At 66.8% G+C, this 14,046-nt stretch carries 13 protein-coding genes; 6 read left to right on the forward strand and 7 right to left on the reverse strand.

Translation table 11 applies throughout. The features are described 5' to 3' along the window. The first annotated feature begins 54 nt into the window (after positions 1–54). Positions 55–363, forward strand: coding sequence for a transcription initiation factor IIB family protein (locus BMX07_RS01080; protein WP_090612201.1), 309 nt, complete (start codon positions 55–57; stop codon positions 361–363). Positions 364–541: 178 nt separating this feature from the next. Here the strand turns inward: BMX07_RS01080 and BMX07_RS01085 are convergent, their stop codons facing one another. Then, on the reverse strand, positions 542–1,009 hold the full coding sequence (locus BMX07_RS01085) for a phosphopantetheine adenylyltransferase (RefSeq protein ID WP_090612205.1): 468 nt from the start codon (positions 1,007–1,009) through the stop codon (positions 542–544). A 147-nt stretch (positions 1,010–1,156) separates the two neighbouring features. Between BMX07_RS01085 and BMX07_RS01090 the strand changes: the two genes are divergently transcribed. The 3 genes from BMX07_RS01090 to BMX07_RS01100 all read left to right on the forward strand — a co-directional run bounded on the left by BMX07_RS01090 (position 1,157) and on the right by BMX07_RS01100 (position 5,367). Then, positions 1,157–3,412, forward strand: a complete 2,256-nt coding sequence (locus BMX07_RS01090) for an NADP-dependent malic enzyme (RefSeq protein ID WP_090612210.1) — start codon at positions 1,157–1,159, stop codon at positions 3,410–3,412. A 4-nt stretch (positions 3,413–3,416) separates the two neighbouring features. After that, a complete protein-coding gene (locus tag BMX07_RS01095; RefSeq protein WP_090612214.1) occupies positions 3,417–4,904 on the forward strand; it encodes an outer membrane protein assembly factor BamB family protein in 1,488 nt (495 codons plus the stop codon). Between the two features lie 91 nt (positions 4,905–4,995). Then, positions 4,996–5,367, forward strand: a complete 372-nt coding sequence (locus BMX07_RS01100) for a 30S ribosomal protein S8e (RefSeq protein ID WP_090612217.1) — start codon at positions 4,996–4,998, stop codon at positions 5,365–5,367. A 93-nt stretch (positions 5,368–5,460) separates the two neighbouring features. Here BMX07_RS01100 and BMX07_RS01105 read toward each other — a convergent pair whose 3' ends face one another. The 5 genes from BMX07_RS01105 to BMX07_RS01130 form a co-directional block, all read right to left on the reverse strand. Next, positions 5,461–6,444, reverse strand: coding sequence for an aldo/keto reductase (locus BMX07_RS01105; protein WP_090612220.1), 984 nt, complete (start codon positions 6,442–6,444; stop codon positions 5,461–5,463). A gap of 104 nt (positions 6,445–6,548) precedes the next feature. Continuing rightward, complete coding sequence (locus BMX07_RS01110; RefSeq protein ID WP_090612224.1) at positions 6,549–7,544, reverse strand: phosphate uptake regulator PhoU; 996 nt, start codon at positions 7,542–7,544, stop codon at positions 6,549–6,551. A gap of 252 nt (positions 7,545–7,796) precedes the next feature. Then, complete coding sequence (locus tag BMX07_RS01115) at positions 7,797–8,024, reverse strand: DUF7511 domain-containing protein (protein WP_090612228.1); 228 nt, start codon at positions 8,022–8,024, stop codon at positions 7,797–7,799. A gap of 338 nt (positions 8,025–8,362) precedes the next feature. After that, positions 8,363–10,975, reverse strand: a complete 2,613-nt coding sequence (gene ppk1, locus BMX07_RS01125; RefSeq protein WP_245742019.1) for a polyphosphate kinase 1 — start codon at positions 10,973–10,975, stop codon at positions 8,363–8,365. Between the two features lie 22 nt (positions 10,976–10,997). After that, positions 10,998–11,687, reverse strand: coding sequence for a metallophosphoesterase family protein (locus tag BMX07_RS01130; protein WP_090612236.1), 690 nt, complete (start codon positions 11,685–11,687; stop codon positions 10,998–11,000). A 198-nt stretch (positions 11,688–11,885) separates the two neighbouring features. Between BMX07_RS01130 and BMX07_RS01135 the strand changes: the two genes are divergently transcribed. Then, positions 11,886–12,551, forward strand: a complete 666-nt coding sequence (locus BMX07_RS01135) for a 2,5-diamino-6-(ribosylamino)-4(3H)-pyrimidinone 5'-phosphate reductase (protein ID WP_090612239.1) — start codon at positions 11,886–11,888, stop codon at positions 12,549–12,551. Positions 12,552–12,588: 37 nt separating this feature from the next. Here the strand turns inward: BMX07_RS01135 and BMX07_RS01140 are convergent, their stop codons facing one another. Next, positions 12,589–13,359: an enoyl-CoA hydratase/isomerase family protein gene (locus tag BMX07_RS01140; protein ID WP_090612243.1), complete on the reverse strand. Its 771-nt coding sequence runs from the start codon at positions 13,357–13,359 to the stop codon at positions 12,589–12,591. A gap of 127 nt (positions 13,360–13,486) precedes the next feature. On the opposite strand from BMX07_RS01140, the gene msrA reads away from it, so the two are divergent. Continuing rightward, positions 13,487–14,017: a peptide-methionine (S)-S-oxide reductase MsrA gene (gene msrA, locus BMX07_RS01145; RefSeq protein WP_090612246.1), complete on the forward strand. Its 531-nt coding sequence runs from the start codon at positions 13,487–13,489 to the stop codon at positions 14,015–14,017. Positions 14,018–14,046: the final 29 nt, after the last annotated feature.

Below are 14,046 nucleotides of genomic sequence, written 5' to 3' on the forward strand. Positions count from 1 at the left end.
TTGCGATCGCCGCGCGACCGTAGGTTTATGCCGGCCGCTCCGATATCCGGTCGTATGCACAGCGCCCGGGATCGCATCGAGTACGAACCGTGGCTCGAGGAACTCGAGGCCGCCGCGGAGCGGCTGGAACTCTCGACGGAGGCGCGATCGTGTGCGGTCGATCTCTTCCTCGCCGACGTCCCTGCGTCCGATCGCTCGAAGCGGGCGGTGCTGGCGGCCAGCCTCTACGCCGGCTCGCTCGTCGCCGGTGACGGCCGCACGCAGGGTGCGGTAGCCGAGGCTGCGGACGTCTCTCGGCTCTCGATCCAGTCCCGATGGAAGGAGTTGCTCGAGGACGCCGGGCTCGAGCCGCCCCGTTGGTAGGAAACCCGTACAACCGACTGTTTCCGCCCGCAGTCGCGGACTGCGGCCGTGTAAGTATACGATACGAGAACGGACACTCCGGTAGGTTCGGATTAGTAATTTCCGCCAGTAACGCGCTTTTCGGCGGTGTGACACCGTCGTCGCGCGATGATCGTTCCCGAGCGGATCGCGGACTGCGTCAGTCCCCGTCGAGGACGGTCCCGTGTTCGTCGATCTCCCCCTTGACGATCCGCGTGCTCGAGATGATGTCGCCGTCGTCGGCGAGCACGTGCGGGACGACGACCACCTCCAGAGGGTCGTGGCCGCGCTCGGTCCGGATCTCGTTGATCCGGTCGCCGCCTTCGCGGGTTTCGGGGGAGACCACGAGGTAGTCGTACTGTGGTTCGGTCGCGATTCCCGTCGGTGCTTCGAGGATCCGGATCTCGAACGCTCGGCCGTGGTCGGCCGCGATCGACTCGAGTTCGGTTTCGAGATCCGCCTTCCGTTCGTCGTACGACCGGACTCGTCGGTCGACGTCTCGTGTTTTCGGCGCGAGTTCGTCGCTCGTCAACCCGACTGTCACGTCTCCGAGTTCGAACGCCCGTTCGAACAGCCGTCGGTGCCCGTCGTGAACGGGGTCGAAGGTCCCACCAAGCGCGACGTCCATACCCCACGTCTCTCCCGCGGTGCGTATAAAACGGTCGAATCACTACATTTTCGCGCGCTGGTCGCGTCTCGGGTCCGCCGTGGCTTTCGACAACTGTCGAATGTCACCTTCACATTGTTTTTAGTAGTCGCCCGCAGTGTCCCCGATATGGGATTAGACGAGGACGCACTGGAGTATCACCGGACGGACCCACCCGGCAAGATCGAGATATCGACGACGAAACCGACGAATACGCAGCGGGACCTCTCGCTCGCGTACTCGCCCGGGGTCGCCGCGCCGTGTCGCGAGATCGACGAGGACGAGACCAACGCCTACCAGTACACGACGAAGGGGAACCTCGTGGGCGTCGTCTCGAACGGCTCGGCCGTGCTCGGACTCGGCGACATCGGCGCGCAGGCCTCCAAACCGGTCATGGAGGGGAAGGGCGTCCTGTTCAAGCGCTTCGCCGACATCGACGTCTTCGACCTCGAGCTCGACGATTCCGACCCCCACAAGCTCGTCGAGGCCGTCAAGATGATGGAACCGACCTTCGGCGGGATCAACCTGGAGGATATCAAAGCCCCCGAGTGTTTCACCGTCGAGGAGCGCCTCCGCGAGGAGATCGACATTCCGGTCTTCCACGACGACCAACACGGCACCGCGATCATCTCCGGCGCCGCGCTGCTCAACGCGGCCGACATCGCCGGGAAGAGCCTCGAGGAACTCGAGATCACCTTCTCGGGTGCGGGCGCGAGCGCCATCGCGACGGCACGGTTCTACGTCTCGCTGGGCTGCAAGAAAGAGAACATCACGATGTGTGACTCCTCGGGTATCATCACCGAGGAGCGAGCGGCGGCGGGCGACGTCAACGAGTACAAACGGCAGTTCGCCCGCGACGTCCCCGAGGGCGGCCTCGCGGACGCGATGGAGGGAGCCGACGTGTTCGTCGGCCTCTCGATCGGCGGCATCGTCTCACAGGAGATGGTGCAGTCCATGGCAACGAACCCGATCGTCTTCGCGATGGCCAACCCCGATCCGGAGATCGACTACGAGGAGGCCAAAGCGGCCCGCGACGACACCGTCATCATGGCCACCGGCCGCTCGGACTACCCCAATCAGGTCAACAACGTCCTCGGCTTCCCCTTCATCTTCCGCGGCGCGCTCGACGTTCGCGCGACCGAGATCAACGAACGGATGAAGGTCGCCTGCGCCGAGGCGCTGGCCGACCTCGCCCGACAGGACGTCCCCGACGCGGTCGTCAAGGCCTACGGCGACGACCCGATCCAGTACGGTCCCGACTACATCATTCCGAAGCCCGTCGATCCCCGCGTGCTCTTCCGGGTCGCGCCCTCGATCGCCGAGGCCGCGATGGAGTCCGGTGCGGCCCGGACCGAGATCGACCTCGAGGAGTACGAGGAGGAACTCGAGGCCCGTCTCGGCAAGTCCCGCGAGATGATGCGGGTCGTCCTCAACAAGGCCAAGAGCGACCCCAAGACGGTCGCGCTCGCGGAGGGCGAGAACGAGAAGATGATCCGGGCCGCCTACCAGATTCAGGAGCAGGGGATCGCCCTGCCGATCCTCATCGGCGACGAGGACGAGATCAGGGGGACGGCGGCGAACCTCGGACTGGACTTCGATCCGACCGTCGCCGACCCCTCGGTCGGCGACTACGAGGAGTACGCGGATCGCCTCCACGAGCTCCGCGCTCGCAAGGGCATCACGCGGAGCGAGGCCGGCGAACTCATCGAGCGCGACTCGAACTACTTCGGTAGCGTGATGGTCGAACGGGGCGACGCCGACGCCCTCCTGACGGGGCTCTCGCACCACTATCCGTCGGCGCTGCGGCCGCCGCTGCAGGTGATCGGCACCGACGAGGACGTCGACTACGCGGCCGGCGTCTACATGCTCACGTTCAAGAACCGCGTCATCTTCGTGGCCGACGCGACGGTCAACCAGGCCCCCGACGAGGAGGTCCTCGCGGAGGTCACCCGACAGACCGGCAAACTGGCCCGCCGGTTCAACATCGAACCGCGCGCCGCCTTGCTCTCGTACTCGAACTTCGGCAGCGTCGACAACGAAGGGACGCGGAAACCGCGCAGAGCGGCGTCGCTGCTGCAGGACGACCCCGAAGTCGACTTCCCCGTCGACGGCGAGATGCAGGCCGACACCGCCGTCGTCGAGGACATCCTCCAGGGAACCTACGGCTTCTCCGACCTCGAGGAGCCCGCGAACGTGCTGGTCTTCCCCAACCTCGAGTCGGGGAACATCGGTTACAAACTGCTCCAGCGGCTCGGCGGGGCCGACGCCATCGGACCGATGCTGGTCGGGATGGACGAGCCGGTCCACGTCCTCCAGCGCGGCGACGAGGTCAAGGACATCGTGAACCTGGCCGGCGTCGCGGTCGTCGACGCCCAGCAGGAGTAAACGCGTGACCGAGCGCGCTGCAGGCCCGCGGGACGCCGACGGCGATCCGGATTCGCGGTCTGTCGACGCCGCTGCGGAGTCGACGCCGACCGACGCCGGTCGGCCCGTCCGCGAACGCAGCGGTGCTCGAGTCACCAGGCGACAGCTTCTCCGTACCGCGGGAACCGCCGGGATCGTCGGGCTCGCCGGCTGTGCGGGCCGCCAGTACCGAACGCCGCCGGACTGCTCGTCCGTCGCTGCCGCCGCGGGCGGAGACGGGTACGAGCCGCTTCCGGCGGACGACGGGATCTCGATGTTCCGGCGCGGGTTGCGCCGGTACGGCTACTACCCCGAGGAAACCGTTCCCTCGGCGGTTCGCGTCGACTGGTCGTTCCCGACCAACCGCATCGGTCACACCGCGGCCAAGTCGACGCCGCGGCCGACGCCGGACGGGGAGACGATCCTCGTCGCGAGCGACACCGGCCGGATCGACGCCGTCGCGCCGACCGGCGAGCGACGCTGGCGCATCGACACGGGCGCGTCCCGAAGCCTCGGGTTCCACGGGACGCCGGCGATCGTCGACGGTACCGCCTACATCGGCGGCTACGACGGCGACTGCTACGCCATCGATATCGCCTCCGGCGACGTGATCTGGCGGACGTCGGCACGCGAATTCGGTGGCGCGATCGCGATCGGCTCGAGCCCCGCCTACATCGACGGGACGCTCTACCTGCTCGCCGAGTACAGCGACCCCGCCAGCGGTGCGCTCTGGGAGCTCGACGCGGCGACCGGGAATCCGACGTGGAGCGACGATCGCCTCTGGGGGATGCCCCATCCGTCGCCCGCGATCGACTGTCGGGCCGGCCGGCTCGTGACCGGTTCGAACGACGGCGTCGTCTACTGCTGGGAGTTTCCCTCCCTCGAGTTCGCCTGGTCGTTTCAGGCGGGCGGCGAGGGCGGCCCCAACGGCGAGGCCATGGCCGACGGTCGGTTCCACCTCGGCGCACAGATCAAGGGCACGATCCCGATCTACGACGGGGCGGCGTTCGTCGGCTCCTGGGACGGCCGCTTCTACCGGCTCGACATCGCGGACGGCAGCGAGGAGTGGTCGTTCGAGACCGGTCGCGTCATCATGTCGAACCCGGCGATCGATCCCGACCGGGGGGTCGTCTACGTCGGCAGCGACGACAGCTTCGTCTACGCCCTCGACGCCGGCACGGGTGACGAACTGTGGTCGGCAGACGTCGGTGGTCGCGTCATCGGCTCGATAACCGCGACGGCCGAAACGATCCTCGTCGGCTCCTACGACACGCACCTGTACGCCCTCGACAGGGCGACCGGCGAGCGCCGCTGGCGGGTCGAAAACCGCGGACACGTCACCAGCGGCGCGATCCCGCGCGGCGACCGGATCTACTACGCCGAGCGAGGCCGCTTTTCGAACTACGACGACGACGAGGCGGAGACCGTGCTCGAGGAGCCCGGCCAGGCGTACTGTCTGGTACCCGACGAGTAACCGATCCCGCCCGCCTCGCTTTCGGCTCCGTCGGTGGTCGCGAGCGGGCCGTCTCGTTGCATATAAATATGCGCCGGGACTGGATGAGAGTATGCAAGACCAGGGACGCTCGACGCGCAAGCGAACCGGTGGCCGACTGAAGAACGTTCGAAAGCGCCGCAAAGACGAGCTCGGCCGACTCCCGACCGAGACGGAGGTCGGCGAGCCGCGGTTCCGAACCGTCGACGCTCGCGGAAACGAGACGAAGACGCGAGCGCTCTCGACGGACGTCGCGAGCGTCAACAAGGGCGGCGAAACGGTCTCCGCCGAGATCGAAGACGTCGTCGAGAACGACGCCAACCCGAACTACATCCGTCGGAACATCATCACGAAGGGTGCCGTCATCGACACGAGCGAGGGGCGCGCCCGCGTCACCTCCCGTCCCGGTCAGACCGGGCAGGTCAACGCCGTTCTCCTCGACTAACGCGACCGCCGTTTCTGTTCGTCGCGACTCGTGCAGCGCCGTTCGGTAGCGTGCAGTGTCCCTTCCGGGCCGTCACCGCCGATCCGCAACCGATCACACGTCACCGATTTCGGGGTTCCAGGCCGGCGTGATCGGCGCTTCTAACCGCTCTCTGTCCGACTCGGAGAGATCGATCTCGAGCGCGCCCGCGTCGTCTTCGAGGTGATCGATCGTCCGCGGGCCGACGATAGGCGCGTCGACGATGTCCGTGTGGAGCAACCAGGCGAGCGACACCTGTGCCGGCGTCGCGTCGCGGGCGGCGGCGATCTCGCGAACCCGCTCGAGGACGGTCCAGTTCTCCTCGGTGAACCGCTTCTGCATGAACTCGTCCGTCGCGGCCCGGCCCGAGTCGTGGCCGCCGTCCCGCTCGTACTTGCCCGTCAGGAAGCCGCCGGCCAGCGGCGACCAGGGGATGACGCCGATCCCCTGATCGGCACAGAGGGGCAGTACGTTCGCCTCCTCGTGGCGGTCGACGAGGTTGTACTCGCACTGCATCGAGACGAAGCGCTCGTAGTTGTCGACGTCGGCCGCGGACAGCGCCTTCATGAACTTCCAGGCCGGCATCGTGCTCGCGCCGACGTACCGGACGTCGCCCGCCTCCACGAGGGAGTCGAGCGCCGAGAGCGTCTCCTCGATCGGCGTCTCGTCGTCCCAGCGGTGGATCTGATAGAGGTCGATGTAGTCGGTTCCCAGCCGCTCGAGGCTCGCCTCGGCTTGATCGAGGACGTGTTTCCGGGAGAGTCCCCGTCCGTTCGGCCCCTCGTGCATCGGGCCGAACACCTTCGTCGCGACGACGAGTTCGGACCGGTCGCGGTCCGCAGCGGCGAGGGCGTCGCCGAGGATCGCCTCGCTCTCGCCGCGCGAGTAGACGTTCGCCGTGTCGAAGAAGGTGATGCCGAGTTCGAGCGCGCGGTCGATCACCGCGCGGGACTGCTCGCGGTCGTGGATCATCCACGGCTGGCCGGTCCCGAAGTTCATACAGCCGAGACAGAGACGGGAGACCTCCAGTCCCGTGGTCCCGAGGTTCGTGTACTCCATGGGTCGACTGTTGCCGCCACGCGAGTTAAACCCACCACGGGGGACGCGAGCGCCGAAACGAGTCGCACGGGCCGATTCCGTCGGTCGCCGTCTCCGGCGACCGTTCAGGGCCGCGGTGCCGCCTTCTGTAACGCCGTTTCGGCGATGTTGCCGCCGTAGTCGGCGCTTCTGGACAGCGAGTCGACGATCAGTCCGAGCAACTGGGCCTGTGCGGGCTCGAGTTCGCGGAGCATATCGTCGATCCGGCGGGTGTGTTCGTCGATTTCGAGGACGGAAGCGAGCACGTCGTGGCCGAGTCGGTTCGCCTCGTCGGCATCGTCGGCGAACAGCGCGTCCATCGACCGCTCGAAGATCGTCCCGGCTTCGGCGTGGAGTCCGTGAATGGCGTCGGCGACGTCGGCGGGCAGATCGTCGAGTTTGAGCGCGAGATCGCTAATCTTGACCGCGTGGTCGGCGATCCGCTCGAGCTGGCGGGCGCTCGAGTGGTAGTCGAAGCAGGCCTCGCGGGAGACGCCGAGTTCCTCGACGGCGCGGGGCGATCGCAGCGTGGCGCGGAAGATCCGCGAGACGACGAGCCAGAGTCGGTCGACGTCGTCGTCGCGATCGATCACGTCGCGTGCGATCGCGTCGTCGTTCTCGATCAGTGCCGTCACCGCGTCCTCGAGCATCGATCGTGCGATCAGGCGCATGCGCGTGACGGCGTTGACGATCGACAGCTCCGAGGAGTCGAGCAGGTCCTGAATGACCACGCCCTCGCTCGTCTCCTCGAGCACTTCGACGCCGACGAGCCGCTGGGTCGCGTCGCGAATCGCGCCGCGTTGCTCGGTCGTGATCCCGCCCGCCTCGAGCGAGATGACGTCGAAGCCGCTGACGTACATCGTCATCACGGCCCGCATCAGTTCCTCCCCCTCGAGTCCCGTGACGTCGAGGGTCCCTTTCTGGCGTCGCGTTTCGCGTTCGGGGGTCAGAAGGAGTTCGTCTCCGTCGGGATAGAATTCGACAGTGGTACCGCTGCTGACGTCGTTGTCCGTCGCCCAGGTTTTCGGCAACGAGACGGTGAACGTCGATCCGCCCGTCACCTGCACCTTTCGCGTCTCCATACGAATCCATCCCGACTGCAACAATATAAATCCACTAGTCTATAGAGTAATACTGTTGTGGGGAATCAGGCCATCTATACCCAGATATCTCGACTTTAGATACCCAGAGATTGGTATACATACGACGATAACTGTTATCATATATAGGCCTATATACCACGTGTGTTCGACGGAGCACCGGCGTCTATCGGCCGGAAACGGAGCCGCAATCGGGCTCCCGAACGCCGATCGACCGGGGGTTGGCGGCGACGATCACCGAACGTCCTCGAGGTCGACGGTGGCTCGAACGTCCGCCGAGAGCCACGTCGTCGTTCGGACCGCTTCGGGACACTCCCGCGGCGCGATCGTCCACCGATCGGGTCGATCCTCGTATCGGACGACGGTCGACTCGAGCTCGATCGCGTCGGGGGTCCGGTGCGTTGCCGTAGCCGGGTGCTGTCGGGGCGAGGGAGCGCCGTGAGCGTTGGTGGATTCGTTCATGGGTTCGGGAAGCGGTCGTTCCCGTACGCGAATCGACCCACGACACGTACAAAGCCGCTGCTAATTGTGGTATTGAGTGATCCATACGCGGAATAGCTCTCCGTATCTGTGTCGGGTCCGCCGTCGAACGATGGCGGTGTCGCGGAACAGCCACGTCGGTCCGAACGGAGCGCCGATCCAGTGCACCAACGCGCTCTCGAGCGACGGGACGGATCGCTTCTCACCGCCATCGGTTTCGCCGCTACAACCGCCGAAAATGTCCGTCACCATCGTCGCGGACCGATCGTCACGTTCCGTCGGTTCGTTCTGGATACGAAGAGGAGACGGCGAAACGGGCGCTACCTTCGAGCGCCGTCCAGCGCCGAGCGCATGAACGTCTCGTGGACGTCGGTCGTCGAGCCGTCGTTCGTGGGTTCACACCGCTCGTACGTTCCGTCCGATCGCATCACCCACCGGTTCCGGTCGTCCGAGAGCAGCGTCTCGAAGAGCCCGTCGAGCCGGCGCTGGAGACGCGGATCCTCGATCGGCGTGACCGCCTCGACCCGATTGTCGAGGTTGCGAGTCATCCAGTCGGCCGAGCCGATGTAGTATCGACCGTCGCCTCCCGCTCGGAAGTAGAAGATCCGCGAGTGCTCGAGGAAGCGACCGACGACGCTGTACACGTCGATCGTCTCGCTGATGCCCTCGAGCCCGGGCCGAAGCCGACAGATGTCCCGGACGATGAGGTCGATGTCGACGCCAGCCATCGACGCCTCGTAGAGCTCCCGGACCAGCTCCGGGTCTTCCAGGCGATTCATCTTCGCGACGATGCGCGCCATCTCGCCGTTCCGCGCGCGCTCGGCCTCCGCGCGGACGAGATCGACGAAGCGGTCGCGCATGTTCCCCGGGGCGATGAGCAGTTTACGGTACTCCCGGTGCATCGAGTGGCCCGTGAAGTAGTTGAACAGCTTGACGAGGTCCTGCCCGATGTCCCGGTCGGCCGTCAACAGCCCCAGATCCTCGTAGCGCTTCGCGGTTTCGGAGTGGTAGTTTCCGGTCCCCACGTGCGAGTAGAGCCGGACGCCCTCGTCCTCGTCGCGGACCACCAGCGACGTCTTCGTGTGCGTCTTGTAGCCGATCGTCCCGTAGGCGACGTGGATCCCTTCCTCCTCGAGCTTCTTCGCCCACTCGAGGTTGTTCTCCTCGTCGAAGCGGGCCTTGAGTTCGACCATGACCGCGACCTGCTTCCCGTTGCGAGCGGCCTCGAGCAGGCTCTCGACGATCTGGGAATCGCTCGCCGTCCGGTAGATCGCCGCCTTTATCGCGAGGACGTCCGGGTCGTTGGCCGCCGTTTCGAGGAACCGCTGGACGGTCCCCTCGAAGGAGTGATAGGGGTGGTGAACGAGGACGTCGTCGGTCCGGATGACGTCGAACACGGTCTCCCCCTCGTCGAGCCGATCCAGCCGCGGATGGGGTTGGGGCGACCACTCCGGCAGTTTCAGTTCGGGTCGGTCGAGGGCGGTCAGCTCCGCGAAGTCGCGGTAGTCGAGGGGGCCGCCGAGGTGGAACACCTCCCGGTCGTCGAGGTCGAGTTCGCGGGTGAGAACGTCGAGGATTCGATCGGACGTGTCGCGTTCGATCTCGAGCCGGACGACGGTGGCGAACCGTCGCTCCTCGATCACTTCCTCGATCATCTCGATCAGATCCTCGGCGACCTCCTCGTCGCGCCTGACCTCCGCGTTGCGCGTCACGCGGAACAGCGCCGTGTCCACGATGTCGACGTCCGGAAAGAGCAACTCGAGATTCGCCCGAACGGCGTCCTCGAGGAGGACGTACCTGGGCTCGTCGCCGAGCTGGATGAACCGAAGCTGGTTGCGCGGGATCTTCACCCGGGAGAACGTCAGCTCCGCGTCGGGTCGTTCTCGAGTCAGGACCGCGAGAGACAGGCTCTGATTCGAAATGAACGGAAACGAGTGGGCCGGGTCGAACGTCAACGGAGTCAGCGTCGGGAGCACCGCACTCTCGAAGTACTCGCGTAGCTGTCGGCGCTCGTCGTCCGACAGCGCGTCGTACTCGACCACGTCGATCCCCTCGTCGGCCAGCGCCGGCAGGATTTCCTCGCGGTAGCACCGTGCCTGCCGCTCCAGCAGCGGTTCCGCCTCCGCGAGGGCCGCGTTCCACTGTTCGCGGGGCGTGCGGCCGTCCGGCGTTTCGTCGGTGATACCCGCGGCGATCTGCTGTTTCAGGCCGCCGATACGCTTCCGGAAGAACTCGTCGAGGTTCGTCGTCACGATCGCGAGGAACTTCACCCGCTCTAACAGGGGGTTGTCCGCATCCAGCACCTCGTGGAGGACCCGACGCTGAAAGGCGAGTTCGCTGAGCTCGCGGTTCAGGTAGTAGGTCGGGTCCGAGAGGTCGACGGTCCGCTGCTCCGCGGACGAATCAGCACCCTCCGCCGCGGACGAAGCGGCCGACTCTGCCGCGGCGGAATCGGCCTCGGTCGGTTCCGCTGTGCCGTCGGCCTCGGTCGGTTCCGCTGTGCCGTCGGCCTCGGTCGATTCCGTTGCGCCATCGGTCTCGACCGACACGTCCGGCCGGTCGCGGTCCGAGTCCGTTGCGGAGGCGGCGTCCGTACCCGTCTCCGCAGCAGCGCTCGTCTCGATTTCGTCCCCAGAACCGACCTCGGAACCGAGGTCACGGCGATCGACATCGGCGACTCCTTCGGACTCGAGGTCGGTCGAGGCGGGCGATGCGCGTTCGGGTCCGCGCGGGCCGTCGGCCCGTTCGGAACGGTCACTCCCGTCGTCGGGTTCCCGCCGTTCGGAACCGGTGTTCCGATCGTCGTCCTCGGTCCCGTCCCCATCGTCGAACACCGACTGGAGCGCGAGCGTCGTCTCCTCCGTCGCCTCGCTCGTCCCGTCGTCGGTCGGCGGTTCGGTGCCGTCGCTCTCGGACTGCTCTCGCTCGTTCATCCCGAAACACCACTCACTCCGGTCAACTGTCGTCCCCGACGATTTTCTCGGCCGATCGATCGACGTGGCCGGTTCCGGGCACGCGTATCGTCCGCTCGCGGCCGACGTCGTACGCCGTGAGCGTCCCGCCGTAGACACAGCCCGTGTCGAGACCGACCGCCCACGCCCGCTCGATCGGCTCCGCGAGCACGGTGTGGCCGAAAAAGACCCGCGGCGGCCCGTCGTAGCGCTCGAACCAGAACGGCCCGTCGTAGCCGTCGCCGTTCGGCGATCGCATCGTCGACACGTCGTCGGCCGAGTGGGCCGACAGCGGCCGGGTCGGGTCGACGCCGCCGTGGACGACGAGCCCCCCGTCCCACGAAATCGCGGTCGGGAGCGACTCGAGGTACTGGTGGTCGGTCGAATCGAGCGCCGACAGCGAGGCCGATCCCTCGAGGATCTTCTGCTCGTTGTTCCCCCGGACGGATAGCAGCTGCGGGGACCGCCGCACGCGATCCAGTACGGCCTTGCTCTCCGGCCCCTTCCGGACGAGGTCGCCGACGAACACGGCGAGATCGTTCGGACCGAGATCGAGCCGCTCCAGCAGCGCCTCTAGCGCGTCGAGGCAGCCGTGAACGTCGCCGACGACGTAGACGTCGTCTTTGCTCTCGAGGTCGAGGTGCCGGTAGTCGAACGATACCGCGTCGTCTAACGCGTGAGTGGCGGTCGTCACGTCGTATACGGCAGAACGCTGGGTCGAGACTGGATAAGTCGTTTATATGTTGCGTATTGAACAGTATATAGTCGCGTATAGTTCCAGTACGATCCTCGAGACCGGCGGATCGCCGGCGACGCCGGCGGAGCGACTCGCGGGGAACCGGGCGGCTCGAGACGCGGGGATTTCTTTACCATCGCCGCCCGAGCACGGGGTATGCACGTCGTCGTCAACGCCGCGATGAGCGCGGACGGAAAACTCTCCTCGCGCCGGCGCGAACAGCTCGCGATCAGCGGCGAGGCGGACTTCGAGCGCGTCGACCGGCTGCGAGCCGAGAGCGACGCCGTCGCGGTCGGTGTCGGAACCGTCCTCGCGGACGATCCGCACCTGACGGTCAAAGACGACGACCTGCGGAAGCGACGCCGGAACGACGGACGGCCGGGGAATCCCGCACGGATCGTCGTCGACTCGAGCGGGCGGACGCCGACGGACGCGGCGGTTCTCGACGACGCGGCGACGACCTACGTCTGCCTGAGCGAGGCCGCACCCGTCGATCGACGCGCGGCCCTCGCCGACCGCGCCGAGTTGATTACGGCGGGCGACGACCGCGTCGACCTCCTGCGCGCGTTCGCGACGCTTCGGGAGGCCGGCCTCGAGCGGATCATGGTCGAGGGCGGCGGCGAACTCATCTTCTCGCTGTTCGACGCCGGCCTGGTCGACGAGCTACGCGTGTTCGTCGGGCCGAAAGTCATCGGCGGCCGCGACGCGCCGACGCTCGCCGACGGCGACGGGTTCGTCGCGGCGTTCCCGACGCTCGAACTCGCGGCGGTCGACCGGCTCGACGCCGGCGTGTTGCTGACGTGGCGCGTCGAGGATCGATAGACCGGGCGGAGAGACGAACGCGGTCGGGACTCTCCCGCTACTCGAACGTCGGGTCCCGATCCTCGACGAACGCGTCCATCCCCTCGCGCTGGTCGTGGGTGCCGAAGAGGCTCGCGAAAGCGCGTTTCTCGTACCCGAGGCCGCTTCCCTGCGATCCCTCGTAGCCCTGATTGATGGCCTCCTTGGCGGTCCGCATCGCGAACGCCGGTTTCGCGGCGAGCCGATCGGCCAACTCGTCGGCGACCGTCTCGAGTTCGTCGTCCGCCACGACCTCGCCGAACAGGCCCGCCTCGGCGGCCGACTCGGCGTCGAGCCGCTCGCCGAGGAAGATCATCCGTCGCGCCGTCTCGTCGCCGACCAGCCGGGGCAGTCGCTGGGTAGCCCCCCAGCCGGGAATGATCCCGAGATCGATCTCCGTGTTGCCGATCAGCGCCGACTCGCCGGCGACCCGCAGGTCGCAGGCCAGCGCCATCTCGCAGCCGCCGCCGAAGGCGTAGCCGTTGACCGCCGCGATCGTCGGCGCGGGGAACGCCTCGAGCGCGTCGGCGACGTCGTGGCCGAGTTCGCCCCACTCCTGGGCGGCTTCGGGGGAGAGGTCCCGCATGTATTTGATGTCGGCGCCGGCGATGAACGCGTCACCCGCGCCCGTCAGGACGAGTGCACGCGCATCCTCGTCCGCGGCCGTCGCGATCGCGTCGCCCATCGCCTCGAGCGTCTCGACGTTCAACGCGTTGAGCGCGTCGGGTCGGTCAACGGTCAGCGTCGCTACGTCGTCGTCCCACTCGAGTCGGACTGTGTCCCAGGACATACACCGCCGTTCGTCGGCGACCGCCAAATCCCTTCCCACGCGATTCACGTCGCAATAGCGGGGCGTCACCGCCGACCGACCGATCACACCCGTCACATCTTTCCTCGGCGGTCCCCTACGGACGCCCATGGAACGAGCCACGTTCGGCGGCGGTTGTTTCTGGTGTACCGAGGCCGCGATGAAAGAGCTCGAGGGCGTGTCGTCGGTCACCTCCGGCTACGCCGGCGGGCACGTCGAGGAGCCGTCCTACCGCGAGGTCTGTTCCGGGAACACCGGACACGCGGAGGTCGTCCAGGTCGAGTACGATCCCGACGCCATCGGCTACGACGACCTGCTCGAGGTGTTCTTCGCGACCCACGACCCGACCCAGCTGAACAGGCAGGGGCCCGACGTCGGAACCCAGTACCGCTCGATCGTGCTCTACCACGACGACGACCAACGGAATCAGGCCGAGGCCTACATCGAGGCCCTCGACGAGGAGTACGACGACGAGGTCGTGACCGAACTGGAGCCGCTCGAGACGTTCTACCGCGCCGAAGAGAAACACCAGGACTACTTCGAGAAGCACCCGAACGACGCCTACTGTACGATGCACGCGGCCCCGAAAGTCGAGAAAGTCCGCGAGAGGTTCGCCGAGAAAGTCACTACGAAGCAGTAAGAAGGGAAACGAGTCCGTTCGCGTTCGGT

It is taken from the genome of Natrinema salaciae, from assembly GCF_900110865.1.
GTDB lineage: Archaea > Halobacteriota > Halobacteria > Halobacteriales > Natrialbaceae > Natrinema > Natrinema salaciae.

What these genes read in the sequence shown, in the direction of transcription:
- BMX07_RS01080 (WP_090612201.1), top strand. Translation starts at nt 55, where the DNA reads ATGCACAGCGCCCGGGATCGCATCGAGTACGAACCGTGGCTCGAGGAA.
- BMX07_RS01085 (WP_090612205.1), bottom strand. Translation starts at nt 1,009, where the DNA reads ATGGACGTCGCGCTTGGTGGGACCTTCGACCCCGTTCACGACGGGCAC.
- BMX07_RS01090 (WP_090612210.1), top strand. Translation starts at nt 1,157, where the DNA reads ATGGGATTAGACGAGGACGCACTGGAGTATCACCGGACGGACCCACCC.
- BMX07_RS01100 (WP_090612217.1), top strand. Translation starts at nt 4,996, where the DNA reads ATGCAAGACCAGGGACGCTCGACGCGCAAGCGAACCGGTGGCCGACTG.
- BMX07_RS01105 (WP_090612220.1), bottom strand. Translation starts at nt 6,444, where the DNA reads ATGGAGTACACGAACCTCGGGACCACGGGACTGGAGGTCTCCCGTCTC.
- BMX07_RS01110 (WP_090612224.1), bottom strand. Translation starts at nt 7,544, where the DNA reads ATGGAGACGCGAAAGGTGCAGGTGACGGGCGGATCGACGTTCACCGTC.
- BMX07_RS01115 (WP_090612228.1), bottom strand. Translation starts at nt 8,024, where the DNA reads ATGAACGAATCCACCAACGCTCACGGCGCTCCCTCGCCCCGACAGCAC.
- ppk1 (WP_245742019.1), bottom strand. Translation starts at nt 10,975, where the DNA reads ATGAACGAGCGAGAGCAGTCCGAGAGCGACGGCACCGAACCGCCGACC.
- BMX07_RS01135 (WP_090612239.1), top strand. Translation starts at nt 11,886, where the DNA reads ATGCACGTCGTCGTCAACGCCGCGATGAGCGCGGACGGAAAACTCTCC.
- BMX07_RS01140 (WP_090612243.1), bottom strand. Translation starts at nt 13,359, where the DNA reads ATGTCCTGGGACACAGTCCGACTCGAGTGGGACGACGACGTAGCGACG.
- msrA (WP_090612246.1), top strand. Translation starts at nt 13,487, where the DNA reads ATGGAACGAGCCACGTTCGGCGGCGGTTGTTTCTGGTGTACCGAGGCC.